Annotated in this window: 28 protein-coding genes and 2 pseudogenes; 16 read left to right on the forward strand and 14 right to left on the reverse strand. The window is 61.0% G+C overall.

All coding sequences use genetic code 11. The features are described 5' to 3' along the window. On the reverse strand, positions 1–902 hold a 902-nt coding region (locus E4K09_RS22415), incomplete at its 3' end, for a BapA/Bap/LapF family prefix-like domain-containing protein (RefSeq protein WP_166802449.1). A 525-nt stretch (positions 903–1,427) separates the two neighbouring features. Further along, positions 1,428–2,021: a helix-turn-helix domain-containing protein gene (locus E4K09_RS22420; protein WP_244610640.1), complete on the reverse strand. Its 594-nt coding sequence runs from the start codon at positions 2,019–2,021 to the stop codon at positions 1,428–1,430. A gap of 661 nt (positions 2,022–2,682) precedes the next feature. Here E4K09_RS22420 and E4K09_RS22425 point away from each other — a divergent pair. After that, a pseudogene (locus E4K09_RS22425) lies at positions 2,683–3,216 on the forward strand (IS6 family transposase). Between the two features lie 292 nt (positions 3,217–3,508). On the opposite strand, the gene E4K09_RS22430 reads toward E4K09_RS22425, so the two are convergent. The 6 genes from E4K09_RS22430 to E4K09_RS22455 all read right to left on the reverse strand — a co-directional run bounded on the left by E4K09_RS22430 (position 3,509) and on the right by E4K09_RS22455 (position 8,959). Further along, entirely contained in the window at positions 3,509–4,465 is a 957-nt protein-coding gene (locus E4K09_RS22430) for an NAD(P)-dependent oxidoreductase (protein ID WP_280177489.1), read from the reverse strand. Positions 4,466–4,522: 57 nt separating this feature from the next. Continuing rightward, positions 4,523–5,377: an ureidoglycolate lyase gene (locus E4K09_RS22435; protein ID WP_134499919.1), complete on the reverse strand. Its 855-nt coding sequence runs from the start codon at positions 5,375–5,377 to the stop codon at positions 4,523–4,525. A gap of 89 nt (positions 5,378–5,466) precedes the next feature. Beyond that, the gene (locus tag E4K09_RS22440; RefSeq protein ID WP_134499920.1) at positions 5,467–6,168 is read right to left on the reverse strand and encodes a GntR family transcriptional regulator; all 702 of its coding nucleotides are present in this window, start codon (positions 6,166–6,168) and stop codon (positions 5,467–5,469) included. Between the two features lie 84 nt (positions 6,169–6,252). Next, positions 6,253–7,122 (reverse strand): ABC transporter permease, encoded by an 870-nt coding sequence (locus E4K09_RS22445; protein ID WP_134499921.1) that lies wholly within the window; start codon positions 7,120–7,122, stop codon positions 6,253–6,255. Further along, positions 7,119–7,937, reverse strand: a complete 819-nt coding sequence (locus tag E4K09_RS22450; RefSeq protein WP_244610641.1) for an ABC transporter ATP-binding protein — start codon at positions 7,935–7,937, stop codon at positions 7,119–7,121. Before E4K09_RS22450 ends, E4K09_RS22445 begins: the two co-directional genes overlap by 4 nt. Beyond that, a complete protein-coding gene (locus tag E4K09_RS22455; RefSeq protein WP_134499922.1) occupies positions 7,937–8,959 on the reverse strand; it encodes an ABC transporter substrate-binding protein in 1,023 nt (340 codons plus the stop codon). Before E4K09_RS22455 ends, E4K09_RS22450 begins: the two co-directional genes overlap by 1 nt. A gap of 364 nt (positions 8,960–9,323) precedes the next feature. On the opposite strand from E4K09_RS22455, the gene E4K09_RS22460 reads away from it, so the two are divergent. Next, complete coding sequence (locus E4K09_RS22460) at positions 9,324–10,022, forward strand: fumarylacetoacetate hydrolase family protein (protein ID WP_134499923.1); 699 nt, start codon at positions 9,324–9,326, stop codon at positions 10,020–10,022. Positions 10,023–10,105: 83 nt separating this feature from the next. Here E4K09_RS22460 and E4K09_RS22465 read toward each other — a convergent pair. Beyond that, positions 10,106–10,430: pseudogene (locus E4K09_RS22465) on the reverse strand (DDE-type integrase/transposase/recombinase); the annotation flags it as partial. Between the two features lie 392 nt (positions 10,431–10,822). After that, complete coding sequence (locus E4K09_RS22470) at positions 10,823–11,173, reverse strand: hypothetical protein (RefSeq protein ID WP_134499924.1); 351 nt, start codon at positions 11,171–11,173, stop codon at positions 10,823–10,825. A 1,309-nt stretch (positions 11,174–12,482) separates the two neighbouring features. On the opposite strand from E4K09_RS22470, the gene E4K09_RS22475 reads away from it, so the two are divergent. Together E4K09_RS22475 and E4K09_RS22480 are read left to right on the forward strand one after the other, a co-directional pair. Next, on the forward strand, positions 12,483–13,613 hold the full coding sequence (locus E4K09_RS22475; protein ID WP_280177490.1) for an MFS transporter: 1,131 nt from the start codon (positions 12,483–12,485) through the stop codon (positions 13,611–13,613). Positions 13,614–13,657: 44 nt separating this feature from the next. Then, on the forward strand, positions 13,658–14,062 hold the full coding sequence (locus E4K09_RS22480) for a VOC family protein (RefSeq protein WP_134499926.1): 405 nt from the start codon (positions 13,658–13,660) through the stop codon (positions 14,060–14,062). Here E4K09_RS22480 and E4K09_RS29355 read toward each other — a convergent pair. Continuing rightward, complete coding sequence (locus E4K09_RS29355) at positions 14,038–14,286, reverse strand: hypothetical protein (RefSeq protein ID WP_166802450.1); 249 nt, start codon at positions 14,284–14,286, stop codon at positions 14,038–14,040. The two genes, E4K09_RS22480 and E4K09_RS29355, sit on opposite strands and share 25 nt — an antisense overlap. 17 nt (positions 14,287–14,303) lie before the next feature. On the opposite strand from E4K09_RS29355, the gene E4K09_RS22485 reads away from it, so the two are divergent. From E4K09_RS22485 to E4K09_RS22500, 4 genes are all read left to right on the forward strand, one after another. Beyond that, positions 14,304–15,896 (forward strand): ABC-F family ATP-binding cassette domain-containing protein, encoded by a 1,593-nt coding sequence (locus E4K09_RS22485; protein ID WP_134499927.1) that lies wholly within the window; start codon positions 14,304–14,306, stop codon positions 15,894–15,896. Positions 15,897–16,117: 221 nt separating this feature from the next. After that, complete coding sequence (locus tag E4K09_RS22490) at positions 16,118–16,558, forward strand: nuclear transport factor 2 family protein (RefSeq protein WP_134499928.1); 441 nt, start codon at positions 16,118–16,120, stop codon at positions 16,556–16,558. A 152-nt stretch (positions 16,559–16,710) separates the two neighbouring features. Then, on the forward strand, positions 16,711–17,493 hold the full coding sequence (locus E4K09_RS22495; protein ID WP_134499929.1) for a helix-turn-helix domain-containing protein: 783 nt from the start codon (positions 16,711–16,713) through the stop codon (positions 17,491–17,493). Positions 17,494–17,577: 84 nt separating this feature from the next. Beyond that, entirely contained in the window at positions 17,578–18,000 is a 423-nt protein-coding gene (locus E4K09_RS22500; protein WP_134499930.1) for a VOC family protein, read from the forward strand. A gap of 332 nt (positions 18,001–18,332) precedes the next feature. Here the strand turns inward: E4K09_RS22500 and E4K09_RS22505 are convergent, their stop codons facing one another. Then, positions 18,333–18,947 carry an NAD(P)H-dependent oxidoreductase gene (locus tag E4K09_RS22505; protein ID WP_134499931.1) on the reverse strand — a complete coding sequence of 205 codons (615 nt, stop codon included), beginning with the start codon at positions 18,945–18,947 and terminating at the stop codon, positions 18,333–18,335. A 78-nt stretch (positions 18,948–19,025) separates the two neighbouring features. Between E4K09_RS22505 and E4K09_RS22510 the strand changes: the two genes are divergently transcribed. The 8 genes from E4K09_RS22510 to E4K09_RS22545 all read left to right on the forward strand — a co-directional run bounded on the left by E4K09_RS22510 (position 19,026) and on the right by E4K09_RS22545 (position 23,829). Continuing rightward, positions 19,026–19,649, forward strand: a complete 624-nt coding sequence (locus E4K09_RS22510) for a TetR/AcrR family transcriptional regulator (protein ID WP_134499932.1) — start codon at positions 19,026–19,028, stop codon at positions 19,647–19,649. 338 nt (positions 19,650–19,987) lie between these two features. Beyond that, entirely contained in the window at positions 19,988–20,197 is a 210-nt protein-coding gene (locus E4K09_RS22515; protein ID WP_134499933.1) for a cold-shock protein, read from the forward strand. 114 nt (positions 20,198–20,311) lie between these two features. Beyond that, positions 20,312–20,539 (forward strand): hypothetical protein, encoded by a 228-nt coding sequence (locus tag E4K09_RS22520; RefSeq protein ID WP_134499934.1) that lies wholly within the window; start codon positions 20,312–20,314, stop codon positions 20,537–20,539. A gap of 403 nt (positions 20,540–20,942) precedes the next feature. Next, positions 20,943–21,152 (forward strand): cold-shock protein, encoded by a 210-nt coding sequence (locus tag E4K09_RS22525; RefSeq protein ID WP_134499935.1) that lies wholly within the window; start codon positions 20,943–20,945, stop codon positions 21,150–21,152. 107 nt (positions 21,153–21,259) lie between these two features. Further along, complete coding sequence (locus E4K09_RS22530; protein WP_134499936.1) at positions 21,260–21,460, forward strand: hypothetical protein; 201 nt, start codon at positions 21,260–21,262, stop codon at positions 21,458–21,460. Positions 21,461–21,506: 46 nt separating this feature from the next. Continuing rightward, positions 21,507–21,854 (forward strand): DUF6481 family protein, encoded by a 348-nt coding sequence (locus E4K09_RS22535; RefSeq protein ID WP_425293873.1) that lies wholly within the window; start codon positions 21,507–21,509, stop codon positions 21,852–21,854. A 149-nt stretch (positions 21,855–22,003) separates the two neighbouring features. Continuing rightward, positions 22,004–22,684 carry a spermine/spermidine synthase domain-containing protein gene (locus E4K09_RS22540; RefSeq protein ID WP_134499938.1) on the forward strand — a complete coding sequence of 227 codons (681 nt, stop codon included), beginning with the start codon at positions 22,004–22,006 and terminating at the stop codon, positions 22,682–22,684. Positions 22,685–22,791: 107 nt separating this feature from the next. Beyond that, positions 22,792–23,829: a calcium:cation antiporter gene (locus E4K09_RS22545; protein WP_244610652.1), complete on the forward strand. Its 1,038-nt coding sequence runs from the start codon at positions 22,792–22,794 to the stop codon at positions 23,827–23,829. Between the two features lie 237 nt (positions 23,830–24,066). On the opposite strand, the gene E4K09_RS22550 is transcribed toward E4K09_RS22545, so the two are convergent. Next, positions 24,067–24,384 carry a DUF6894 family protein gene (locus E4K09_RS22550; protein WP_134499939.1) on the reverse strand — a complete coding sequence of 106 codons (318 nt, stop codon included), beginning with the start codon at positions 24,382–24,384 and terminating at the stop codon, positions 24,067–24,069. A 76-nt stretch (positions 24,385–24,460) separates the two neighbouring features. Further along, complete coding sequence (locus E4K09_RS22555) at positions 24,461–24,970, reverse strand: GNAT family acetyltransferase (protein WP_134499940.1); 510 nt, start codon at positions 24,968–24,970, stop codon at positions 24,461–24,463. Positions 24,971–25,361: the final 391 nt, after the last annotated feature.

Below are 25,361 nucleotides of genomic sequence, written 5' to 3' on the forward strand. Positions count from 1 at the left end.
TTGCTGGCGCTGTAGGTCAGCGTGTCGCCATCTGGGTCGGAGAAGAAGGTCGAAACGTCAAGCGGCGTGATGCCCTGCGCATCCTCATTGGCCTGATCGGCAATCGTGCCGATAGCCACTGGTGTGTCATCAAGCGGCGTGACCTCGATGTCCAGCGTGCTCGTCGTCGCACCACCGTTATTGCCGTCGCTCACTGTGTAGGTGATGGTCGGAATCGTGCCGTTCCAGTCGGGAACGGGCGTGAAGACGTAGCTGCCGTCGCTGCCGAGCGTGATCGTGCCCACGCCAGGAATCGTAGCGGTCTGGCCTGGAGTATAGGATGTCCCGCCGACCTCGAACGAGGTCACCGTCAGCGGGTCACCATCGGGGTCGCTGTCATTGGCCAGCACATTGCCCCTGACCGGGGTGTCCTCCGATACCGTTTCGCGCTCCGGCGCCACAACCGGAGGTGTGTTCGGGGGTGTGTTGGTCGGCGTGCTGGACGAAGAGCCGGAGCCGCCCCCAGCCAAGACAGCGCCACCCGCCAAAAGCCCTAACCCCGCCAGCAACGCCGGAGAAAGTGGCACCGGAGGAAGCGGCTTGACCATGACATCGTCGTTGATCTCGGCAATATCAAATCCGGTCCAGTCATCGCCGTATTGTGCCCACCAAGTGACGCCGTTCCCGTCCTCGAACACAAGGTCATTGCGCTCGCCAGCGGTCAGGACGAAAAAATTCTCGATCACCAGAACTGTGCCGTCCTCGAGGATCAGCAACAGATCATTTCCTTTCCGTTCGAACCGAGCAACCTGCTCCGGCCCAACTTGCAACTGGACCACGCTTGGCGCCTCGAGCGTGATATGGTCTCCGTCGATAGTACGGGTTGCCGTATCCTGGGCCTTAAGAACTACTGCTGCTTTCATGTCTGCGACCTGTCTGGAAATTCTGGCTTGTTGCGCCAATCTGCATATGCGCCCATGGGGCGTATGCATGTGCTCATGTCGATTTCACCGCCGATCGTGACCGACATCGGCAGGCATATGCCCGTCAGCACCTGTTGCCGATGCATCCTTACCCGGCACAAGTTGTGGCTTGCCTGATCATTGGCGTAGGGGATCGGCATAGAGCCAGCCAGCTGTAGGAGCTATTTCGATGTTCTGGGGCATGCCTCGGAGGCCAATCCACCTTTACAGAACGTCTTTGGATTCAGACTTGCGTGACACGACCCCACCTCAAAAGGGTTGGAACTAGGCTGAGTTCGGTTTGCACAGAACATCGTCCTGTCGTCTTTCAGAATCCTCAGATCTTTTCAAAATCGTAAGGACGCGTTTGTCTGACCCTTTGAGGCCGAAATGGGTCGTGACGGCAAATTTCATAAGATCGCGAACGGAGAGATCTCCCTGCGAGTACAAATTCATCCCCAGCTTTGAGTTTGACCGAACGACGTTCTATTTGACGCCACGCACTTGAGCAGGCGTCAGGTTCTTGTACTTGCGCATGGTGGTGGTGAGATGGCTTTGGCTCGAAAAGCCGCTGGCATAAGCAATCGCCGCTATCGGAAGGTCAGTTTCACCAAGCAATCGTTCAGCGGCCGCAAGACGGAGGTTGATCAAATACTGGTGCGGCGAGAGCTGAAAGGTTTTTGTGAATGCCTGGATGAAATGCCCCGGCGAAAGGCCGCAAACGGCAGCAAGCTCGGCAACTGATACCTTCTGGCAAAAGTTAGCTTGCAGATACTCCTGAACCCTTTTCGCCTTGTACTGGGGCAATGAGCCCTTCGGGGTTTCCAAAGGCTTGGAAGAACCCGCGTACGTGCGAAGAAGATGGATGCCGAACAAGGTGATTAGGGCATCCACATAAAGTTCGTTGGCTACCTCTCTCTGTGATAGTTCTGTCTTTAACATTTGTGCAAAAGACAGCGCCTTCTGGTCTATGGTTCCGAACGGAACCGGCTCGAGGTGCAAGGTGCCTCGATCAAGCTCCTGCTCGGCCAATTCCAACAGCGTCTTGGGCGGCAGGGCGATCGTGATGTTCTCACGCATCGATTTCCATATGGATCGGCTCTCGATCTGGGCTGGGCTGATGACCAGCAACCCGGTTGGCGCGTCAAACCTGTGCATTCTGTCGCTGGCAAAAGCCGATTCCATCTGGGGAGAGGGAGCGAGCATAACGGCTGCGCAGTGTTCTACAGCGCGAAACGTCTGCTCGCTTGGAGGCCGGATAGAATGCACGGCACTGCCGCGGGCCGTTGCGATGCGCGGCCCAGCAGATTGCGGGATCGTTCGGAGCATAGCATCAGCAGGCCCTGCCCCTGCTGCCGTTCGGCTGTGTCTCCTGGCGTGTTCGACTGAGTGCCCCATACCTGACTTTGCCCCTGCTGCCATTGCACCTGCCTTGTAGCGGAGTATCGTTTCATGACGCGAGATGGTGAGCCCTGCTGTCCAAGAAGCAGTGTCCCGCCGGCTTTTAGGTACGAATGCCCAGGGCATATGTAAATCTTCCATTCCGTCACAAAGAGATGATTGTGCAAATGGGAAGAGTTCGGAGCAGATTTGTCGCAATAAGATAACGGAATATGGCATCAGGTGGGGCGCAACCTGTGTGCAGGCGACTCCATAGGCTCTGTCGCAAACCGCTCAGCAACTCAGTTCAGCCTAAGCCTGCGGGTCAACTCCGGGGGTTCAGCTATCCAAAGGCCGTCACATTGATCGCTCAGTGATCCTGCTGTGCGTCCGCTGGTACTTGGCCTATAATCTGGGCTTGAGAAATCTTGAGTGGATGGCCGAGCGCGGTATCTTTACCGAGCCATCGACAGCAACGGTGATACGGTCGGATTCTGGATCAGCGAACAGCGCAATCTGACTGCCGCCAGGCAGTTCATGCGCAAGGCACTTAAGCGGAATGGCCGGCCTGAGAGAATTCGTGATCGACGGCAGCCAAACCACTCGAGAAGCGATGCTGTTGTGTGATGTAGAGAGCCGTCTACAGGATCGATCGAAGCGCTGGCTTAAGACAATCAGGACCTGGTAGAGCCGCTATCTGAATAACCGGATTGAGCAGGATCATCGGGCCATCAAGCGGCGGGTGAGGTCCATGCTCGGGCTCCAGTCTGCGGTCACGGCTCGTGTGATCCTGGGTGGCATAGAGATGATCCATATGATGCGTAAGCAGCAGGGGAAGTACGCCTCCAATCCGCAGCCGTCATTGGCCGAACAGTTCGATCTGCTCGCTGCCTGAGCATGTCATAAAGATCTGCTGCTTTCTCGCCATTGCTCCGAATTTGCAAAAGAGCCAACGGCGCGCATGCTCGGCCGCCGATTCTTCAGCGGTCCTCGCAGCGCGGTTCTGTGGCAAACTCAAAGTAGAGGTGTTTTACAGCGTCATTTCTGGTCATGGCAGAGGTGTCAAGTCATTGATTTCACGGCAGTCGGCCGGCGTGAACTCACCAGCATAGGCAAGTAAAAACCGCATTTGCGACAAAGCCGCGCCGACTGCTCCCATCATGACCGAACAGCAGACAATGGGTGGATCAGATGCTCTCTCCTGATGCTTTCTCCGTCGAGCGGCTCGACCAGTATCCGGCAAGGCTCGTTCCATCCCGGGAGCCCCAGCCCTGCTGACTGGCCTCATCGTAAACCGAGAGGGTCCGCTCGACGACCGGAAGTGAGAGGCCCAGCTCCTGCCCCTCCGCAATCATGGTCCGCAGATCCTTGCGGAACGAGTCCACGTCAAAGGTCACCGGCTGGGGATCGTCGCCGCGCATTCCATTGGCGATCATGCCCCCACGTGCCTTGAGAATGTTGGCGCCGCCGGACGTGTCGGAGAACAGGTCAACGATCCGCTCCGGATCGAGGCCGAGATGGCGGCAGAGCGAATAGGCCTCGCCCAGGGCCTGGTAATAAACCACCAGCGGCAGGTTGACGGCGAGCTTCAGGCTCGCCCCTGATCCGACCGGCCCGGCGTGTTCGATCCGGCGGCAGAGCTGCTCAAGGATCGGGCGGGCCCGGGCCACATCCTCCGGGGCGCCGCCGGCAAGGCCGATCAGCCGCCCCTCGCGGGCCGGCCCGGTGGAGCCGCTCACCGGGCATTCCACATAGACTCCGCCTTTCGCGGTGATCCTGGCAGCCAGGGCTCGTTGGGTCCTGGGCTGAACCGTGCTCATCTCGATGAAGAGCTTGCCTGACACATCGGCAGCCAGGACGCCCTGGTTGCCCCCGAACACGGCCTCCAGGGCGTCTTCATCAAGAAGGCACGTGATGATCGCTTCGGATTGTTCGCCGGCGGCCGCCGGCGAGTCCGCCAAGACCGCGCCGGCCTCAACAAGTCCCTTCGCCTTGTCCGGAGTGCGGTTCCAGACCACGAGGTCGTGGCCACAGCCCTGAAGCCGTGTGGCAAGGGCCGCGCCCATGCGCCCCAATCCGATGATCCCGATCTTCATTGACGTCTCCCGATCCTTCGCGTGCTCTTTTCTTGCGCTAAGAGTTATCTGGAAGGGTCTCCCGGCTCAGCCGAGACACCCCTTCATGCGTTTGCTCTCAGAAGCCTAGCTCTGCCCATTCCAGCTCCTGACGAGCTGCTCCTGCTGCCCGAGGCCTTCGATGCCGAGCCGGACGCGGTTGCCCGGGCGCAGATACACCGGCGGCTTCTGGCCCATGCCGACGCCAGGCGGCGTGCCGGTCGCGATCACGTCTCCCGGCTGAAGGCTCATGAACTGGCTGAGGTAACTGACCACGAACGCGGCCCCGTATACCATGGTCTCAGTGCTGCCGTCCTGGAAGCGCTTGCCATCCACCTCAAGCCACATGCGAAGGTTCTGGGGATCGGGCACTTCGTCGCGCGTGACGAGCCAGGGACCGAGAGGGCCGAAGGTGTCGGCGCTCTTTCCCTTGGTCCACTGCCCGGAGCGCTCGGTCTGGAAGGAGCGCTCGGAGACGTCGTTGACGACGCAGTAGCCGGCAACATGCTCAAGCGCCTGCGCCTCGTCCACGTACTTGGCGGCCTTGCCGATCACGATGCCGAGCTCAACCTCCCAATCGGTCTTTTCGGCCCCGCGCGGGATCTCGATGCCGTCGTTGGGACCGCAGATGGCGCTGGTCGCCTTCATGAAGATCACGGGCTCGGGCGGCACGGCCATGCCGGATTCGGCTGCATGGTCGGAGTAGTTGAGGCCGATGCAGATGAACTTGCCCACTTGCCCGACGCAGGGACCGATGCGTTGCCCGCCGTCCACGCGCGGCAGCGTGGCGGGATCGATGCCGCGCAGCCGCTCAAGGCCCGCAGACGAAAGGACGTCACCTGCGATGTCCGGAACGATGCCGGAGAGGTCACGGATGGTGCCATCCTGATCGAGGAGGGCGGGTTTCTCTTGGCCGGGTAAGCCGTAGCGCAGCAGCTTCATGGGACTTCTTTGCTCCTTTGAGCCTGTGGGGGTGGAATCGGGATGAATGGCGATAGAAGGGCCGCCCGCCAGGACACTGTTTGGTTGCTTCATCCCAACGGTGGATTGAACTTGATCTTGGATGAGGGCTGGATCTGGTCCTCGATGTGCCGGAGGGTGGTCTGGTAATGCTCGACGAGCCGCTCGACGGCCAGTTCCGTCTTGCGGTCGAGCACGGCCTCCATGATCCCGCGGTGCTCCTCCACGGTGTTGCGGTAGCGGTGCGAGGAGGCGACCGAGATGAAACGGTATCGCTGCGCCTGATCCATCAGGTCCTTGCAGATCCCGATCAGGATCGAGGAGCCGCACGCGGCAACGAGGGCGAGGTGAAACGCCCGATGCCGCTCCTCCCAGGCCGGGTTGGTGCTGGTGTCCTGCTCGGACAGCTTCCAGGGCGTGCGCGACAGGTGGTGGAAAGCCACGACGATGCGCTCCTCCCACGCCTGATCGCCATTCTGGATGGACTCTTCGAGGGCCTTGCCCTCCAGCCAGCAGCGGGTCTTCACCAGCTCGCGCCAGCCCTCGATGCTGACCGACGGCACGAAAAAGCCGCGCTGATCCTTTCGCTCGACCAACCCCTCAGATGAGAGGCGGTTGAGCGCCTCCCGGACCGGATTGAGCCCTACCCCGTAGCGCTCGGAGACGAAATCGATCAGGAGCTTCTGTCCTGGCCGCAAGTCGCCATGGAGGATGTCCTGCCGGAGCCGCTCGTAGACGGAGGTTGCCGCCGTTATTTTTTCAATCTTGTTCATGACGCAACCTGCGCAAAGTTGGGGTCGAAGCGGAATGTCCTGGCACGGGACCGCGGTCAACCGCCAGGACGCCGCTCCGGCACCTTATTGCCCAAGAGTCTCCTCTGTGACGGTTTCCTTGTGCCAAAAGACGAACCGGCGCTGGGCCCAGGCCACCACCCAGAACGTCGCCAGCCCGAGCAGGCTCAGGTAGATGATCAGCGAGAACACGCGCGGCGTGTCGAGCTGCGCGGCCGCCACACGGATCAACTCGCCGAAGCCCTTGCCACCGCCGAGAAACTCGCCCACCACCGCGCCGACGACGGTCAGAACCGCAGCGTTCTTCAGCCCCGCAAAGAAGTGGGGCATGCCGATGGGAAGCTTCAGCTGCACGAGGGTCTGCCAGCGGCTGGCCCCCATGGTCTTGAACAGCATGCGGGCGTTCTGATCGGCGGCATGCAAGCCTGCCGCCGTTCCAACAATCACCGGAAAGAACGCGATGAATGCCGCGAGCGCCACTTTGGACGCAATGCCGAACCCCAACCAGGAAACGAAGAGCGGCGCAAAGGCCACCTTCGGCATGGTGTTGATGGCCACGAGGTACGGCATCACCGCCCGCTCACCAAAGGAGGTCTCGCCCACGAGCACACCGAGGGCGAACCCGAACACCACCGCGATGATGAAGCCGAGAAGCACCTCCTGCGTCGTCACCCACAAGGCCTTAAGCATGTAGTCGCCGGTCAGGAGATTGCGGCCGACCACAAACAGGTCCTCGATGGTTTCAAGGGGTGAGGGCAGGATGATCGGTGAGACCAGCTCGATCAGGTAGACAAGCTGCCAGACGGCGAGAAAACCCACCATCAGGGCAACCATCGACACCCAGCGCGGAACCCGGTCGATCCATGAGACGTGCTCGCTCCAGACCGTCTGTTCCGGCATCAGGGGCGCGGCTGCGGTGCTTTGCGCTTGCGTCATTGGAACGCTCCCTTGTCGAGATGGCTGCGGATGCGATGGACGAGCGCGCCGAAGCGCGGATCGGTCATCATGTCCAGGGTGCGGGGCCGGGGCAGGTCGACGGTGATGGCCTCGACGAAGCGTCCCGGCCGAGGCGACATGACGTAGACCACGTCGGACAGGATCACCGCCTCCGGGATCGAGTGGGTGACCAGGAAGGTCGTCGCGTTTCGCTCTAGGCAGATGCGCTGCAATTCCATGTTCATGAAGTCGCGGCTCAGTTCGTCGAGGGCACTGAACGGTTCGTCGAGCAGCAGGACCGCCGGCTCGGTGATCAGCATCCGGCAGATTGCCGCCCGCTGCGCCATGCCGCCGGACAACTCGCTCGGATAGACGCTCTCGAAGCCGTTCAGGCCTACTAGGTCCAGGAGCTGGCGCGCCTGGTCGTACTTGGCCCGCGCCGCCGCCTTGCCGTCGCGGATCTCAATCGGCAGCACGATGTTCTCAAGGGTCGTCCGCCACGGGAACAGGGTCGCCTGCTGGAACATCATGCCGATGTCCCGGCGTGGTCCCATCACCGGCTTGCCTTCCAGGATGACGCTGCCACTGGATGGTGGTTGCAGGCCGGCCATGATCTTGAGCAGGGTCGACTTCCCGCACCCGCTCGGCCCGATGATGGCCGAGAAGGTGCCTTCCCGCAGCGTCAGATCGACCTTGTCGAGCGCCTGCACGTTGCGCTTGGCGAATGTCTTGCTGACGCCGCGCAGTTCGTACACCGGCCGGCCCATCAGGCCGACCGGTGCAACGGGTTGTCCAGACATGGAGAGCACAGCCATCACTTGGCGCCCTTGTTCCAGGCGTCGACGAACTGGTTGGTGTAGGCGGCCTTGAGGTCCGGCAGCGGCGCCTTGAGGACACCCGAGGCGACGGCGCTCTTGTGCCAGAGCTCCCAGTGCTCCGGCGGTTGGTAGCCCCAGCCCTTTGCTTTGTCCGCTGGCGTGATCCGGTCTTTGACCTGCTCGAACAGGGCGGTCGCCAGCTTCGTGTCCTCACCCTCCTGCGGGTTGCCTGCCTTAGCGTGCTGCAACACCTTGGCCTTATTCTCCGGCTTCAAGCTGAACTCGGTTGCCTGGACCAGGACGCGACCGAACTTCTCGACGGCCTGCGGGTTCTGGTCGATGAACGACTTCATGGCGGCGTAGCCGTTGCCGAAGTAGCTCAGATACTGGGGCGGCGTGATCTCCCGCAGGTCGATGCCCCTCGTCTCCATGATCGCCGCATCGCTGACGGCCGCCGCATAGGCCTTGATGTCACCGCGCAGGAACGCCGCCGCCGCCAAGCCGCCGTCGCCGACCGGCAGGAAGGTGTAGTCCTTGCCTTCGGTCATGTTCAGGTCGGTCAGGATCGCGCGGGTGAAGCCGACCTCGGCCCCGTCGGCCGTGCCAACGCCGATGACCGCTCCCTTGAGATCAGCCGGGGTCTTGATCGGTGACTTTTCCTGGACGACGAGGCCAAAGACCGATTTGGCAAAGTGGTTGTAGATGAAGACCACGTCGACGCCGCGGGCCCGAGCGGCCATAACGGGCGCTGGTCCGGGTTGGCCGATTTGGGCCTGACCGGCCGACATCGCTTGCAGAACCTGCGAGGAGCCATCCACCGCCTCGACCTTTACGTCGAGTCCCTCCTTCTCGAACATCTTCTCGCCGATAGCGACATGAAGGGGGAAGTTGTTGACGGCTGACGGGTTCGGAAGGACGACCGTGATCTTCGTGGGCGCATTCTGTGCGTGAGCCGCGCCCATTGCCCAAGGGGCGAGCGCGAGCGTGACAGCTAAACCAAGGGCCTTGCTCATCTTCATCAGTGTTTCCTCTCCTACACTATGTTGCTGTTTCTTCTTTTTGGCGGCGCCTCTGCTCGACGCAACGATTGATGATGTATGAGTCTCAGCATCTTGTCAAAAAATGTATGCTGAAATGCAAAGCAAGACTTGTCGGAATAAGACATGTTGCTGCCTGATTGCTGCCGGCCAACAGGTAATCTTGAGCATTTCCTTGTGCAGCGCGAGTAAATTGCTGCGGCTGCGAAGAAGCCCAGTTGCTTATCAGAAGGAATGACGGTCACAACACACCTTTGGAAAATACATTTTCTTGCGAGCGCGCCAGAAATGTGGATGCTGAAGAGCGACACCTCGGAAGCAGGTGCGTCCTGGGAGGAACATCAACATGGACACGGAAGCGTGCGTGATCACGCCGCCAGCTCGCGCTCTTTTGCCGGTCGCGGGAACACCTCAGAAATACCCGGTGCGCCGCATCTATTGCGTCGGTCGGAACTACGTCGCGCATGTGCGCGAAATGGGTGGCGACGAGACCCGCGACCCGCCGATCTTTTTCCAGAAGCCCGCTGACAGCATCGTTCCGGATGGGACCACGATCCCCTACCCGCCCATGACGAGCAATTATCACTACGAACTCGAACTGGTGGTGGCGCTCAAGAAGGGCGGCCGCGACATCCCTGTGGCCGATGCGCTCGATCACATCTACGGCTACGGGATCGGCCTCGATATGACACGGCGCGATCTCCAGATGGACTTGGGCAAGAGCGGCCTGCCGTGGGAAGCAGGCAAAGCCTTCGATCACTCCTGCCCCTGCGGACCTATTCACCCGGTCGAGCAGGTTGGGCACGTACTGGAGGGCCCCATCCGCCTAACAGTTGATGGTGAGACGAAGCAGGACTCGGACCTCCGGCTGATGATCTGGAAGGTGCCGGAGATCATCGCCAATCTCTCCAAGTACTTCACGCTGCAGCCGGGCGACATCATCCTAACCGGCACGCCCGCGGGCGTCGGACCGGTGGGGCCGGGCAACGAACTGGTGGGCTCAATTGACAAGCTGGGCACTTTGACGGTGCGGATCGGCAACTGACGCCATGTTCAGCAGCGAAGCTGTGCAGAGGGCGCCGTCAAGTTGTTGGTGAGAGACGCACTGATCCATGGTTCAGGTCAGGATCAGGCGGCACCCGCGATGCCAGTCACCTCAGCCCAAATTTGAAAGGCCCGAGCGCGTGCACAGCGATGATCAGCGGCAGTAGAGCTGGTAGAGCGGCGGAAGAGGTTTGCCATCTGATCATGAACCGAGAGGAAGTGCTGCGCCTGTCCGGCTGACTTGGAGCGTTTCATGATGCGCTCGCGTCGTCGGGTGGGCTGATGGCTGCTCTCCGCTCGATTGTTCAGACCCGATGCTGCCGATGTTCGACACTCGGCATGATCTCGCGCTTGGCCGCACCATAGCTGCGAGTTTATCGGTGATCATCACGCGTGGAGTGATGCCCTGCGGAGACCAGATTCGCTGGAGGAGAGGTGCAGCCACAATCCCGCTGATCAAGGCAAAAGCGGCCACGATCAGTCCCAGGCGCCCGTACCAGATTGCCCGTTTCCAGCGTCGCATGCGAAGCCATTCGTTTGTTGCGCGTCCTCCAGTTATAGGAGGCAATCGCCGTCGGCCAACAGCTTGACATTCGTCGAAGGGGATTGCGGTGGAAGCGTACACTCACCCTTTCCAGGGAGCTCATAGCCGAGCCCGCATCGGGCGACGAGAGCCGTCGCAAAATCCATCACACGAGGGGCGAGATGGAGGCGGGTGCGAGACAGCGCTCTCAGTGAACTGATCCGACAAGATCGCTCGTGGGAACAAGGTCGATTGGGCAAATCCAGGAGAAGCTGGCGTTACGTGGTCGATGCCTTTGCGGCGACTGGCAGATCCGAAGCCAGAGAAAGAGAGAGGCCTATGGGCTGAACCGGTGCGGCCTCGGCCTGGGCCCACAGCTTTGCCGCCTGTTCGAGCAGGATTGTGCGGGCAGTCTGGAGCTCCGGATCCGTAGTGAAGGCCTTTCGGCTCTGGAGGGCGAGCACGACGCGACGGCGATAGAAGCTGGGAAGGGCTAACAGGGTCGCTTCGATTGAAGAGCGCTGAGAACCTTTGATCTCGGCCCCATCGGCGATCTGGTCGATGACCGCATGAAGGTCGCCGAGGTGGAACGCCAGATGCGATGAACGGTTATCGGGTGGGTTCTCCACCCGTCCTGTCCTGCTTTTGGCCCGCGGTACACAAGCAGACAGACGATAACCCATGTCCGCAACACCGAGTTCCGACAGCGGCCAGCGCTGCGGCAGATGGAATACGCAGCGCCGGGCCCGACGTTTGGTCCAGCCTTGTTCTCCTCAGGCTGCTCCGCGAGTGTGTGACTGATGGAGAAGCCGATAAGCCTCAAGCAGGCGTCGGCCCGCCCTGCCCCGCTCCCGCTCGTGCCCTGATACATCGGATGTGGAGCACGAGCTCTGAGGGGCTCCTGTCAGGGCCCAGTGCCACAACCCTTCGCCGGGACCATGTTCGATTTGGTAGACCCGGCCAATGACCTGATCACCATCCAATGCGGTGAGATCCTGAGCCTGCCAGAGGGCGTCAGGGATGGCATCGCGGGTCAGCTTCCATGAGATTTGCATCAAACCGGTCTCCTGCTGTTCTGATTACACATCGGGCTTGGAGCGAGCGACAACTTGAAGGTCAGTCTGCTCGATCCCAACATCCGACAGTGGAACGAAAGCTCGCTCAGACATTGTCTGCGCCGTTCCGTGGCGGCGCGACCACCGGGCAAGGCCAAATAGGATTAGTACCAGCAAAGGAATGCACCTTTCTTCCTGTGACCAAAGCAAGCATCGGCCCGCCGCAAACTGCAGCTCGAAAATGGGCCCGCTCACAAAGAGCGACCGAAGGTGAAGAGAACTGCCAGCATCGAAGATCACGCTGGCTCAATTCAATCTAGAGCGGATCGGACCGACAGAAAGTGCAGCGACGCCGACCCGCCCATGAGCTGAAAGCATGGAATACTTCGAGTGCATTTACGCTCTGTTAAGGATTGCATCCGTCGAGGAGCGGCCCCTAACATGATTGCACCTCAGAACGGCATCACCAACTAACGAGGCCACCAATCAATCCGTCAGCGCTTGGCCTAAGGACTGGAGGCATCTCGAGATGGGGTATGCCAAAGAGTCATCTCGTCAACACAAGGCGTGAGCCCGGCCAAAGGCGCCATGACTGAAAGAGGCTTGTCTCGTTGCTTGGAACCCGGTATTTGATCCTAATGTTTTTGATGCAGAACATTGCTGCCGCCGATGTTCCGTTCGCCGGTCGCCCGGCGGGCGCGTTCCCTATGTGCGTCTCCGGATAGCAGCGGGACTCGGCTTGGCCGTCCTCTCCCGCCCGGAGACGATGCATCAAGCGGCCTCCCTGACATCAAAGACAGTTTCCATCATGCTCGCATCTCTTCAAGATCGGCGGGAAGGCCCGGTAAGCGGCTCCCGTCGTCGTACCATCTTCGTCCTACTGATGCTCTGCGCAGTCATGTCCCTGGCAGGAACCGACCTCATCCTGCCCGCGGTGCCTGCGCTGCCGGCGATCTTTGCGACAAGCGAGGCTACCGCTCAGCTCGTGCTGGCGTCCTATGTTGCGGGGACGGCCATGGGGCTCTTGCTCTTCGGGGCGCTGGCAGATCGCCTGACCCCGCGAACCCTGGTCGTATCCTCGCTCGTTGTTTTTGCGATCGCATCGGTGGCTTGCGCCCTCTCACCGAGTATTTGGGCGCTGATCGTGCTGCGCTTCGTGCAGGGCACCGCATCGGCAGCCGCACCTGTCTTCGGGCCTGCCATCATCCGGCAGATCTTCAGCGAAAAGGCTGGTGTTCGTGCCATTGGCTTTCTCGGCAGCGTCGAGTCCCTCGTTCCTGCTCTCGCGCCCATCCTCGGCGTCTTTCTGCTCGTCAGGTTCGGATGGCAAAGCTCATTCCAGGTTCTTGGAGTCGTGGCAACTGTCACGGCAGTGCTGATCTTCGTGCTCGGGCTGCCGCAGCAGTCGAAAGCGGCTGGTGCACAGGGCAGCTATCGTGCGCTCCTTCTGGACCCGGTATTCATGCGGTATGCCCTATCACAGGCAATGACATTGGCCGGCCTCGTTGTCTTTGTCTTCGGCGCCCCGGCCGTGATCGTCGGGACCATGGGCGGCACACTGGGTGATTTCATTGCCATGCAGGTGTGCGGCGTCCTCGGATTTATCGTTGCGGCCAATCTGACGTCACGCTTCGCCGAGCGGTGGGGCACCGAGCGCATCATCTTCTTCGGGACGGCCATGGCTCTGGCCAGCGCCGCAACGATCCTGGCCTATGCTCTCGCCGGCGGGAGCGACAGTGCGCTGCTCCCGGCATTATTCCTGCCGATGAACGTGGGTCTGGGACTTCGTGGCCCGCTCGGGTTCTACCGCGGGATCGTTGCGTCCGGCCCCAACAGCGCTCGCGGCTCGGCTCTGATCGTTTTCTTCATCCTGGCGATGACCAGTTTGGGCACGATCATAGCCGCGCCTTTGATCAACCAGGGTTTGTGGGCCCTTGGTATAGTGACCTGCGCGATTCATGCCTTGTCCGTCGGCTTGCTTCTGCTGCTGCCCAGAATGCCTGAGCCGAGGTGACAACAGCATGTTTCAGCAGGGTCTATCTTACACAGGAGGTCGGTTTGAAGCAGAGTATCGCGCATATTGCTCTCGTGGTTCGCGACTACGACGAGGCCATCGACTTTTACGTCAACAAGCTCCGCTTTGAGCTGGTCGAGGACACGTACCAGCCGGAGCAGGACAAGCGCTGGGTTGTCGTGCGCCCTCAAGGCGATGGAACGACGTCCTTGCTTCTGGCACGCGCCTCCACTCCTCACCAGGAGACATTCATCGGCAACCAGGCGGGGGGCCGCGTCTTCCTGTTCCTTCGGACCGATGACTTTCAGAGGGATTACGCTGCGATGGTTGAGCAGAGCATCAAGTTCGTTCGCGAGCCAAAGCAGGCTCCCTACGGCACCGTCGCCGTGTTCGAGGATCTGTACGGCAATCTGTGGGATCTCGTTCAATTCACGGATGGTCGGGATTGAAGCGTCCAGCCGACAGGATCTCTCAAAACGGAAACTACCGGGCATTCGGCAGCAGAGACCACCAGACCATTGATGGCACTGCCGTCCTCTAGGGAGCTTGCAGCAGGCTGGTAGTCACTGTAAATCAGTCGGGTGATGCACAACTCATCAGGATGCGTCATGTAGAACAGGATGTGAGCACCGATGGATTTCAACCCGACAGCACTGCCAATCTGCATTGCCACCGGGAAGATCCGCCTCCATGCCTGCCTCCATCATCCTCTCCAAGCTTTCATGGTCCACGCCTGACGGGCGTGCTCTCCTGTCCGACCTCGATCTGGCGTTCGGCCTGGAACGAGCGGGTCTCGTCGGTCGCAACGGCGTTGGGAAGACCACGCTCCTCAAGCTGATCTCCGGCGAGCTGCGGCCGCATTCTGGCACGGTCGCGGTCAACGGCACGCTGGGCATCCTCCGCCAAGCCGTTCAGGTCGACCCGGGCGAAACCGTTGCCGACCTCTTCGGCATTGCCGAAGCGCTGGCGCTTCTTCGCCGGGCCGAGAGCGGCGCGGCCACTGCCGAAGAACTTGCCGATGCCGATTGGACCCTGGAGGCCCGCGTTGCCGCCGCGCTCGCCCGCGTCGGGCTCGACGTGGAACCTGAGACCCGCCTGACCGCGATATCGGGCGGACAATGCACACGGGCCCGCCTTGCCGCGCTCATCTTCGCGGAGCCTGACTTCCTGCTGCTGGACGAGCCGACGAACAACCTCGACCGCGAGGGGCGCACGGCGGTGATCGATCTTCTCGCCAACTGGCGGGGCGGCGCGATCACGGTCAGCCATGACCGGGAGCTGCTCGAAGCCATGGACGCCATCGTCGAGCTGACATCGCTGGGAGCCACTCGCTACGGCGGCAACTGGAGCGAGTACCGTGAGCGAAAGGCCCTTGAGCTCGCCGCCGCCCGGCGCGATCTGGCGGACGCCGAGAAACGCGTCGAGGAGATCGACCGGAAGGCGCAGGAAACAGCCGAGAGGAAGGCGCGCAAGGATCGTGCCGGGCAGAGGAAGGGTGCCAGGGGGGACATGCCCCGGATTCTCGCAGGCATGCGGAAAGACCGGAGCGAGGACACGGGTGGCGAGACGGCCCGCGTCGCCGAGCGGCGTCGCACGCGGGCTCTCGAGGCAGCAGCATCGGCCCGCGAGCGCATCGAGGTCCTTCAACCCCTCTCCGTCGTTCTTGCGCCGACGAAACTGCCATCCGGCAGGTCCGTCCTGACGATCGACTCCGTGAGCGTCGGGTACGAGCCGGGTCAGCCCATCATCAGGGATCTCTCCCTTGCCGTCACCGGACCGGAGCGCATCGCCATTGTCGGCCCGAACGGTTCCGGCAAGACGACGTTTTTGGCGCTCGTCACCGGGCAGTTGCGGCCCTGGACCGGAACCGTGCGGGTCATGACGGATTTCGCGGTGTTCGACCAGCAGGTGAGCCTTCTCGATCCGTCGACTTCGATCCGGGACAATTTCCGGCGGATCAATCCGAAGGCGGATGAGAATGCCTGCCGTACAGCCCTCGCCCGGTTCATGTTCCGGGCCGATGCGGCGCTCCAAGTCGTGTCTACCCTCAGCGGCGGGCAAATGCTGCGGGCGGGCCTGACCTGCGTGCTGGGCGGGCCGACCCCGCCCTCACTCCTGATCCTCGACGAGCCGACCAACCATCTGGACATCGACTCCATCGCGGCTGTTGAAGCGGGATTGCAGGCTTATGACGGCGCCCTACTGGTCGTCAGCCACGATGAAGCATTCCTCAAGGCCATCGGGATCTCACGCAGAGTGGATCTCGGACGAAGGCACACCTGATTTGGCGGTCTTTGCTATCGATTGCCGTGCTTTTCCGTCCCTCGATTGAAGCACGGTCGACGCGTGGCTGGGCGAGCCTGCCGGCGGCTACCTGCAGTGGAGCAAGCACTGTTTGGCGTTTATTACCCCAGAGGTAATCGACCGCTCTCCTTTGCCCCGGCAGGATCAAGCCCATCAACGATCTGCGGCCGAGTTCCGGCCGCTGAAACCAGGAGAGCACCATGACCGTCACGTCCGCCGCCGCCACCCCGAGCTCCGTCGCCGAGACCACCCGAGCCGTCGTGCAGGAGTTCCTTGCCGCCCGACTGGCCGGGGACACCGAGCGGCTCGTTGCGCTTTTCGCCGACGAGGTCGACTGGGTGCTCGCCGAGAACCCTGCCGCTCCGTGGATCCGCCCGCGCTCCACCGCCGCCGAATGCGCTGCCCAGTTCACTGAATTGATGGAATACACCGTGCCCAAGGATGCGCGTGCCTCTGTCGACACCTTCCTCGTCGACGGCGCCGAGGCGGTCCTGATGGGGCACGTGTCAGGGACCGTCCGCGCGACGGGAAAGTCCTTCGAGGGGCCGTTCGCGCTGCACCTCACCGTCGAGAACGGTCGCATCACCCGGCACCGCCTCTACGAGAACAGTCTCTCGATCGCCCAGGCCTGCACCCCGTGAGGCGCAGGCATTCGCGGCATTCGGTAGCAAAGGCCACCAGATTTGATCCCGTCCCTTGGGGTGTCTCGGAACTCCATTCAGCCCATTGAAGGTGATCGCCCCGAATGGCATGTTGCCGATGGCCCGGAACCGCTCAGGAGGGTTGATCTGCCATGCCGCGTGAACACGCGCCGATCCTGGCCAGCCGGGCCGGGCGATACGTCGAGGCTCATCCGATCCCCCGGCTGCTCCCGCATTTCCAGTGCGTGTGGATGAGTTCAATCTCCCCGGACCATTCAGGACCTGTTGCCGTCGTTCCCGACGGTTGTGTCGATCTCCTCTGGCGGGACGATCGGTTCACGGTGGTAGGTCCCGACATCACCGCAGCGACCCCGGAACTGAGACCCGGCTCCATCGTTCTCGGCATTCGCTTCATGCCCGGGGCCGCAGCCAAGTGGTTAGGCCGGCCTCTAACGGAGATCATCGGGCGGGAAGTTCCGATGGCAGAGTTCTGGGGGAGCAGGGCCGACCGCGTCGCGGACAGGATCGCAGCAGCGTCTTCGACGAGAGATAAGCTCCGCGTCCTGCAGGAACTTCTGGCCGTCGAGGCACTGAGGATGGAGCACCCACGCCAAGAGGCAACGATGATCTTCAGGTTTCTCAAGGCTGGCGCGAGTGTCGAAGGGCGCAAGATCAAGGCGCTGCGCGAACGGCTCGGGGTCAGCGAGAGAACCTTGCGCCGCCAATGCGATGAGCTTTTCGGCTACGGCCCGAAAACCCTCGACCGGATCCTGCGCTTCCAGAGAGTCCAGGCTCTCGCGCGAACGCAAGCGGATGAGGGTCTGGCCTGTCTCGCGCTCCGCGCCGGGTATGCCGATCAGGCCCACCTCGCGCGCGAGGTCCAGTCCCTCTGTGGGATGACGGCAGGCGAGTTCGTGCGCCAGTTGATGGACTGAGTGGCCGTTTTGTTCAAGACGGCTCCGTCTGGCACAGCCATGCTGTGGCCCGTTGTGGCTGTCAGAGCATAGAACGGAGGACGAATGAGACCACGCATCTCGGTGTTGACGCTTGGGGTCGATGATCTGGAACGGGCTGTTGCGTTCTACCGCGATGGTCTTGGGCTGCCGACCGAAGGCATCGTTGGCAAGGAGTTCGAGCACGGAGCGGTAGCCTTCTTCGACCTTCAGTCCCAGGTGAAGCTGGCCGTGTGGGCGCGTGACGATGTCGCCCACGACACGGGACTGCCAAAGACACCTCCATGCCCGACGGGTTTCACGATCGGGCACAACGTGACCCGCAAGGACGAGGTGGACCAGGTCATGGAGCAGGCCCGCAAGGCTGGAGCTAAGATTCTGAAGCCAGCCCACGACACGTTTTGGGGCGGTTACGCAGGATACTTCCAGGATCCCGACGGGCACGTCTGGGAAATCGTGTGGAACCCTGCCTTCGTTCCCCTGGACTGAGTCTGGCTTACGTCCTGACGAGCGGCCGCTGTTGGATCACCTTCCAGGATCATCTCCGGTGGCTGAGTCGGACGTAACCGGAATTTTCGCGACCAAAAAGTACGCGAATTTAGCAGGTTGAAAGGCTTCTGGTGGTCTTTGCTACCGAAGGCTCCATCAAAGCCCGGCCGTTCCAACGAAGGGCGGGGCTTTTCGTGCCTTCAGCCGGCGGGCGATGTGCAAGCGGGCAGCGGCCGGAGGCGTGGCGACCCTGACCACGCCGGAGGGGCTGATGCTGCTGGGAGCGACGAGATCGCGTTCGTGGTGGGTCGGCAGCCCTGTGGACTACGCGCTTATGCCGCCTCGGGAGCCTCGCGTCGCTTTGATGCCTTGAAGAGGTTGCGGCCGACGGCATACGCAGCATCGGGATGAGAACATGGATTCTGCGTTTCCGCTGGGACAAGGAGCTCTGACGCCCCAATGGGTGCGCCGCAGTAATCAAAGATCCCGTGATCGATCTGTGTTCTCATGGCGCCGAAGTAGCCGTGACGGGCATAAGTTCGCAGATCGGCGCCGCCAATGGCAACGAGGTGAACCCGAAGGTGGCGAAGTTTCTTTACGATCTTGCCATCCGGGCCCTCATCGTAGGCCCAGCCATTGGCAAACACACGATCGATCCATCCCTTGAGCAGGCCAGGCATCGACCACCAGTACACGGGATAGACCAGCACGAGCGCGTCGGCCCGATCGATCCTCGCCTGCTCGGCGGCAACATCAGCGGGGGGTGGCGCCTCCCTGCGAAAGAGAGCGACGTCGGCTGCCGTGAACCGCGGATCGAATCCTTCCGCCGCAAGATCCGCGATTTCGAACGTATGGCCGGAGGAGGACACGCCCTCGGCAAGATGGTCGGCGACACTGTGGGTGAGTGACTTGGGATCGGGATGCGCAACGACGATGAGGGCGTGCATGGCAACACTCCTGGTAAGTGATTGCAGCTTAGAGCTAAAGCTAATATACTTTTAGTAAGTTACTAATGGTATATAAGCATGTCAACCGCCCGCACGAGAGAACAGGCTTCCAAGCTCAGGCCACGCCGCCGCTTGTCCCGGGAGGAGCGGCATCGCCAACTCCTGGATGCGGCCTGGCGGCTGGTGCGCGAGGAAGGCACCGACGCCTTGACCCTCCCGAGGCTGTCGGATGAGGCCGATGTCACCAAGCCGGTCGTCTATGATCATTTCGGCACACGCGACGGCCTGCTGATCGCGCTCTACAGGGATTTCGACACCCGACAGACGGCAATCTTCGACGCAGCACTTGGGTCCAGCGAGCCGACGTTGGAAGGGACAGCCAGGGTTATCGCCACCTCCTATGTCGAATGCGTCCTTGAGCAAGGGCGCGAGATGCCGGGCGTGCTGGCCGCCTTAGTGGGCTCGCCCGAGATGGAAGCGGTGAAACGGGAGTACCAAGTGGCCTTCATTGAAAGGTGCCGCAGGGCGCTGACTGCTTTCACCGGGCCGCGAGGTGTTGCGCAGGCCGCCTTCTGGGCCATGCTTGGAGCCGCCGACGCCCTGTCCCATGCCGCCGTCACCGGCGAGATTACGGCTCGACAGGCACAGGACGAGCTTTTCGAGACGATCATGTCGATCGTCAGCCGAAGCTCCGGGCATTGAGGCAAGGGGCCGCTTCAGGTCAAACTTTCACATTCCGTCTGCTCAACGAAGGTCGGCTTTTGAGCGTTGAAGCAGACCAAGCCGCAACGTCTCGGATGTGCTATCAGCCGACTTTCCGGCATGTACAACTTGGCGGTCAGTGTAGGCAGACCGGATCAATGCCTTGTAGCGGCTACGAAGCCGTCCTATTGTCCCGAGATCGAGACTGGCTGACGACTGAGCTGCTGTGCCCTTCCGTGCACCTGCACGGGCGATCTCCCCAAGTATCGATACTCATCCAGCCAAGCCGCTGACGCATCTTGGCTTAGGTTGCTTATCAAATGGGAAAGGAGTTCCCCATGGCGACAGGTACGGTGAAGTGGTACAACGAAACAAAGGGCTATGGCTTCATTCAGCCTGACAACGGTGGCAAGGACGTTTTCGTCCATGCAACCGCGCTGGAGCGCGCCGGCCTGCGTAGCCTGGCCGAGGGCCAGAAGGTCTCCTACGACATCGAAACCGATCGCCGCACGGGCAAGGAATCGGCAGGAAACCTGAAGACAGCCTGATCGAACCCTCTGGTCATTCATTTCGCGAGAGAGGCCGCTCCGACTTGGGGCGGCCTCTGCGTTTTGGCCTATGAGGCATCCTGGTGCGTACAGCCATGCAAAGGAACCTGACCATTGGCCCGCAAAAAGTCAAAGCTCCTAGAGAGCGGCTATGCCCTCTTCGACGTTCTCCACGAGCATGGCTCCCGCAGCTCGAACTGGCGCGTCCCGCGCTCCCTTCTGGGTGGGCTCGACGGCGATGAGCCGGCCCGGAAAGCCCTCGAGGAGCAGGACAACGCCCTCGCCGAGAGAGCCGGCCGCCCCCGCGTTCTGATCAAGGAGATTACGCGCTCACCCGTCTAGCGTGAGCCGCTCCCCGCCGCCCGGGGAGCGGAGCTGGGCTTGCCCCAGCTGATGCTTGGCACAGGGCAAGTCCTCCCTGCGATCATAGTCATTGCCGGTGAGATCGGAAGATCCCGGGCTCGTCGTCAGAGATTGTCCTAGCGTTATCGGAAAGCAAAATAGGGAAGCAAATCCTTCTGTCCCATGCTCTTCGAGCAATCCCGATCCTTCCTCTTGTAAAAATCCCGCCAATCCCTATATTTTTATTATCGACTTTGGCCGGACAATCGGGCCGTTTCGCTGTTGGCTCTGCCAGGCGCACGTTCAGACACTCTTTCCAAACATCGACGAACCCGAGACTGAGGTCGCGCTTTCGCGTGCCTTGGCTCACGTGCATCTGCATCAACCGCGAAAGGTTACCCCCATGATCATGGGCACTGTGAAATTCTACAACGACATGAAGGGCTTTGGCTTCATCCAGCCGGATAACGGCGACAAGGACGTGTTCGTCCACGCCACCGCCCTCGAGCGCGCCGGCATGCGCAACCTTGTTGAAGGCCAGAAGGTCTCCTTTGACACGGCTGAGGACCGCCGCTCCGGCAAGATCGCCGTCAACAACATCCAGAAGGCGTAAGGATGTTTGGGCGCCAACCTTGAGCGCCGTCTACGGAGCCGCTCCCCTGTGGGCGGCTTCTTCTTTGCAAAGCTCCATCGAATGATGGTCAGACTGACGAGGAAGCGATGAACACGTTTCGAAAATCAACTCCGTCAAAATCGGTCATGTTCATGGTGAACTATGACGATGGGCGCACGGCCTATCTGTGGATCGACGATCCTGCGAAGGCGAACGATACCTGGGCCGTCGGCGTGATTGCCCAAGCCCAGCAAGAGCAAGGCTCCCTGCCGGAAGGCACCATCACCAGCATCAGGCGTGTCCGATAATCGGCACAGATCAGATGAGGCAGACGTATTGAGATCAATGAGCGGAATGAAACAGAAAGATTTTGGCGAACGGCTGAATGCCGCCAGGGACGCAAAGCAGGCGATGGCGGCCAAGTTCCGTCAGAGGCCCGGTCCAGATGACCCTGCGGTTGCGGAACGGCGGGCTGCTCGGACGGCCGTGAGCGCCGCGCGGGATGCTCGTGCAGCAGAGCGGGAAGCCCAACGCCTTGCCGAGAACGCCCGCATTGCCGCGGAGCGTGAGGCCCTTGCGGCTGAACAAGCCGAGCAAGACAAGCGTGCGGCTGCCGAAAAGACAGAGAACGAAATCAGGCTGGGGGCCGAGCGCAAGGCCGCTCGTGATGCTCGTTACGCGGCCCGCAAAGCACGGAAGTAGCGGGTTGCATCCAGCGGTCTCGTGTGAATGAGACCGCTGGATGCAAGCGATCTACGCCGCCGCAAGCTGATCAACCACGTACTGGCCGACTTCGACCATTTGCTCGGCAAGTAAAATTAAAGTCAGTAGCGCTTTCTGAAGAGCTGATCATGATCCCTTGGGTCCTCCTTGACACGGCAAAGATCCCCGGTAGCTGGGGCGAGTTGCGCCTCAAGAAGCGTGGGGCCGAGTTCTCCATCATGTTGGGCAGCAACGAGTTGATGAATAGCCGCCTCAGCGGTTCCGAGGAGGCGCTTGCTCAGTTAACTTGTTCGAGAATTCGTCAGTGTCAGAAGCCGCAGGTCCTTATTGGGGGACTGGGGATGGGCTTTACGCTTCGTGCTGCGCTCGCCGAACTCGGGCCTGATGCTCAGGTCACTGTGGCTGAACTACTACCGGCTGTTGTGACATGGGCGCGAGGTCCCATGGCCGAAGTATTCGGCGATAGCCTTGCCGATCCCCGCGTCACCATCGTCGAAGGGGATGTCGGTAGCCTGATAAGATCGAGCCGATCCGCTTACGATGTGATCCTGTTGGATGTCGACAACGGACCCGAGGGTCTGACACGCAAGGCCAATGACAGCCTCTACGAATTATCCGGACTTAGCTCTGTTCGGACAGCACTGACTCCTGGTGGTGTCTTTGCTGTTTGGTCGTCCGCACCGAATAGAGCCTTTACCCAGCGCCTGCACAAGGCGGGATTTCGTGTGGATGAGGTCAGCGCTCGCGCCAATGGAGCACGTAGGGGCGCAAGACACACGATCTGGATTGCGACCAAGCAAGGTGCCTAACCTGCGTCGCAGGCGCAAAGCCAGAGAGACAATGCCACGTGGACTTTGCGTGCTTTCGACGGCCGAGACTGGGTGTTCGCTGCTCAAAACACTCAGCAAAGGTCTGGATCAGGTCAAAGGCGAAAGCTTACGGTGACACCATCTCCTCGCGGATTGGGATCCTTTTCGCCGCCGCACTGATCCCTCTCCTGATCGGCACCGTGTTCGCGGCGGTCCACCATGCCGAGGTTATCGCGCGCCGCACGGGAGAGCCCTACGGCACCCTGGTCCTCACCGTTGCCGTCACAGTGATCGAGGTTGCACTCATCGCCTCCATCATGCTGAGCAGCGAGAGCAGCCCGGTGCTTGCTCGTGACACGGTGTTTTCGGTAATCATGATCGTTAGCAATGGCCTCGTCGGCCTATGTATCCTGCTCGGTGGGCTGCGTTATCGCGAACAAGGCTTTCGGGTGACGGGCGCAAGTGCCTACCTCGTCGTTCTTATCGTGCTCGCAACCCTCACCCTCGTTCTGCCGAACTACACGCAGGCACGCCTCGGGCCGTTCTATTCGCCCAGCCAACTCATCTTCGTGACCCTGATCACCCTGGCTCTCTATGGCGTGTTCCTCTACATCCAAACTGTGCGCGACAGGGATTACTTCCTCGTGCTCGACACAGAGGGTCTGGGCGCAAGCTCGGAGGTGCCTCGAAACCGCGCAGTTCTGGTGAGCGCGGCTCTGCTCGTCCTGTCGCTCAGCGCCGTCATCCTGCTCTCGAAGATGTTCGCTGCTGTCGTGCAGGCGGGCACGACGCTCGTTGGCGCTCCTGAGGCCGTCGTAGGGGTCGTTGTGGCCCTGCTGGTTCTGCTGCCGGAGAGCGTCGCGGCGGTTCGGGCGGCGCAGGAAAATCAGCTGCAGAAGAGCCTCAATCTGGCCCTCGGCTCGTCACTGGCCACCATCAGCCTGACGATTCCCACGGTTGTAGCGGTCAACTTCAGGCTCCAGAAGGACCTCGTGTTGGGGCTTGATGGCGAGGACACCGTGCTGCTCATGCTCACGGCTGTCGCGAGCCTTCTCACCTTCGGTACCGGGCGGACCAACATTCTCAACGGCTTCGTCCATCTCGTGATCTTTGCGACGTTCATGTTCCTCGTGTTCGTCCCTTAGAGGAGGACGTCGCTCGGGATTAGTGCTCGACCACCTTCTGATCGAGGACGGATTTCCCCATCGCCATAGCCCCGCCGGCCGCTAAGCTAAACCTGCGATGCCGGAGCGGGTTGCCCTTCCAGGCGCCTCACTGCTTTCCGGATGGCGTTGACAACATCCTGAGCGGTTCCGAGAAAAACCTTTATGCATACCGGTCACACTCCCTGCGACACAGCTACCCTGAGGCGGTTGACCCGCTCAGCCTAACCACCCGGCCTTGGGATCCAGCGCTTCCGAGAACATCATCGTCAAGACAGGCTGATTGGCTCTGTCCATGATCTTGATGCGCCAGCTTCGGAGATCCTCGCCCTTTTGATCCCCTTCTGCGATCATGTCGCGAACCTTAGCGGTGACAGCAACTCGCATAGCCTGAAGGTCAGAATATACCTGCCCTTCGGGATCCTCGATCACGCCGCCCCCGGTCCGGACGTTGAAGTAGTAGAGAACCGGCTTTGCCTTGGATGGAGGATGCGGCTTTTGCGAAGCCCCGAGCATAGCAAAGCACTGGGCCGCCAAGCGGGTCCAGAGAAATATAGCTATTACGCCAGTCATGATCGGCGTGCTCGATGTGGAGATATCACAAGGCTGTAAGCTAGAACTTGTCTAGCTCCGCCTGTTCCTCAGCCGCGGCCTGTGGCGAACTCCGCACCACTCCCTCAGCGGCTGTACTGAGCCGCTGATACACGCCCAACCCGACAACCATGGCAACCCCGCCAAACAGCAGGAGCGTGGGGTAGAGCATCATCGACATGTCCTGCCCCTTACTTGTCTGGAAGACGGCCACCAGTGCCTCCAGGAATACCGCGATGCTGATGGTGGAAACGAACTTGGTAATGCTGCGCCGCGCTTGGCCAGCATTCCGCATCTGAGCGGGGTCGATGACCTCTTCTTCAAGAATGTACTTGGCGACCTCAAAGACAGCGATGGCGATTACCATGTAGCCGACCAAGTCAAGAAGTGCTCGGCCAATATCCTGTTCCGGCGCGCTGAAGGCGGAGACCTGTTGCAGGCCGGCAAAGACGATGAGGCCGCCCGCAACGACCATCAAGGCGATGCTGACGGCGCAGAACACCAGCCGCGTGAGGAGTTGATACAGCCACATAGAGTGCTCCTGGGAGACCTGACGCCGATTAAGCCTCACCCGACCAGACGGTCCCACTAAGACATACGCTCGACCGGTGCGATCGGTTCATCAATCAAGCTCTTCGAAGCGGGCACTCGGGGCATGCTCCGCATTTGCCCTTCACCATGGCTCCATCCGGACATGCGCGATAGCCGAATTGCTCTGTCGTGTGGTGGCATCAAGGCTTGTCAGCTCCCCAAGCCACTCGTCTCCCGAAAACCGTGACGGGTCAGGCACCGGGAACCTTTCCAGTGGCGGTTCTTTATCAAGGATTATTCAGCAGCCCGGTGAGGCCCGGCTGATGGCGCCTTCATGCCAAACAAGGATCTCCACCTTACGCTCTTTGGGTCGGAGTTCGACCGGGTGTTCG

This window comes from Microvirga pakistanensis (assembly GCF_004458765.1).
In the GTDB taxonomy this organism is placed as follows: domain Bacteria; phylum Pseudomonadota; class Alphaproteobacteria; order Rhizobiales; family Beijerinckiaceae; genus Microvirga; species Microvirga pakistanensis.

Coding starts and splice junctions, on each gene's coding strand:
- E4K09_RS22420 (WP_244610640.1), bottom strand. CDS start 2,021: ATGCGTGAGAACATCACGATCGCCCTGCCGCCCAAGACGCTGTTGGAA.
- E4K09_RS22450 (WP_244610641.1), bottom strand. CDS start 7,937: ATGGCTGTGCTCTCCATGTCTGGACAACCCGTTGCACCGGTCGGCCTG.
- E4K09_RS22440 (WP_134499920.1), bottom strand. CDS start 6,168: ATGAACAAGATTGAAAAAATAACGGCGGCAACCTCCGTCTACGAGCGG.
- E4K09_RS22485 (WP_134499927.1), top strand. CDS start 14,304: ATGCCTGCCTCCATCATCCTCTCCAAGCTTTCATGGTCCACGCCTGAC.
- E4K09_RS22510 (WP_134499932.1), top strand. CDS start 19,026: ATGTCAACCGCCCGCACGAGAGAACAGGCTTCCAAGCTCAGGCCACGC.
- E4K09_RS22500 (WP_134499930.1), top strand. CDS start 17,578: ATGAGACCACGCATCTCGGTGTTGACGCTTGGGGTCGATGATCTGGAA.
- E4K09_RS22495 (WP_134499929.1), top strand. CDS start 16,711: ATGCCGCGTGAACACGCGCCGATCCTGGCCAGCCGGGCCGGGCGATAC.
- E4K09_RS22435 (WP_134499919.1), bottom strand. CDS start 5,377: ATGAAGCTGCTGCGCTACGGCTTACCCGGCCAAGAGAAACCCGCCCTC.
- E4K09_RS22555 (WP_134499940.1), bottom strand. CDS start 24,970: ATGTGGCTGTATCAACTCCTCACGCGGCTGGTGTTCTGCGCCGTCAGC.
- E4K09_RS22525 (WP_134499935.1), top strand. CDS start 20,943: ATGATCATGGGCACTGTGAAATTCTACAACGACATGAAGGGCTTTGGC.
- E4K09_RS22460 (WP_134499923.1), top strand. CDS start 9,324: ATGGACACGGAAGCGTGCGTGATCACGCCGCCAGCTCGCGCTCTTTTG.
- E4K09_RS22490 (WP_134499928.1), top strand. CDS start 16,118: ATGACCGTCACGTCCGCCGCCGCCACCCCGAGCTCCGTCGCCGAGACC.
- E4K09_RS22515 (WP_134499933.1), top strand. CDS start 19,988: ATGGCGACAGGTACGGTGAAGTGGTACAACGAAACAAAGGGCTATGGC.
- E4K09_RS22455 (WP_134499922.1), bottom strand. CDS start 8,959: ATGAAGATGAGCAAGGCCCTTGGTTTAGCTGTCACGCTCGCGCTCGCC.
- E4K09_RS22535 (WP_425293873.1), top strand. CDS start 21,507: ATGAAACAGAAAGATTTTGGCGAACGGCTGAATGCCGCCAGGGACGCA.
- E4K09_RS22445 (WP_134499921.1), bottom strand. CDS start 7,122: ATGACGCAAGCGCAAAGCACCGCAGCCGCGCCCCTGATGCCGGAACAG.
- E4K09_RS22540 (WP_134499938.1), top strand. CDS start 22,004: ATGATCCCTTGGGTCCTCCTTGACACGGCAAAGATCCCCGGTAGCTGG.
- E4K09_RS22475 (WP_280177490.1), top strand. CDS start 12,483: ATGCTCTGCGCAGTCATGTCCCTGGCAGGAACCGACCTCATCCTGCCC.
- E4K09_RS22505 (WP_134499931.1), bottom strand. CDS start 18,947: ATGCACGCCCTCATCGTCGTTGCGCATCCCGATCCCAAGTCACTCACC.
- E4K09_RS22530 (WP_134499936.1), top strand. CDS start 21,260: ATGAACACGTTTCGAAAATCAACTCCGTCAAAATCGGTCATGTTCATG.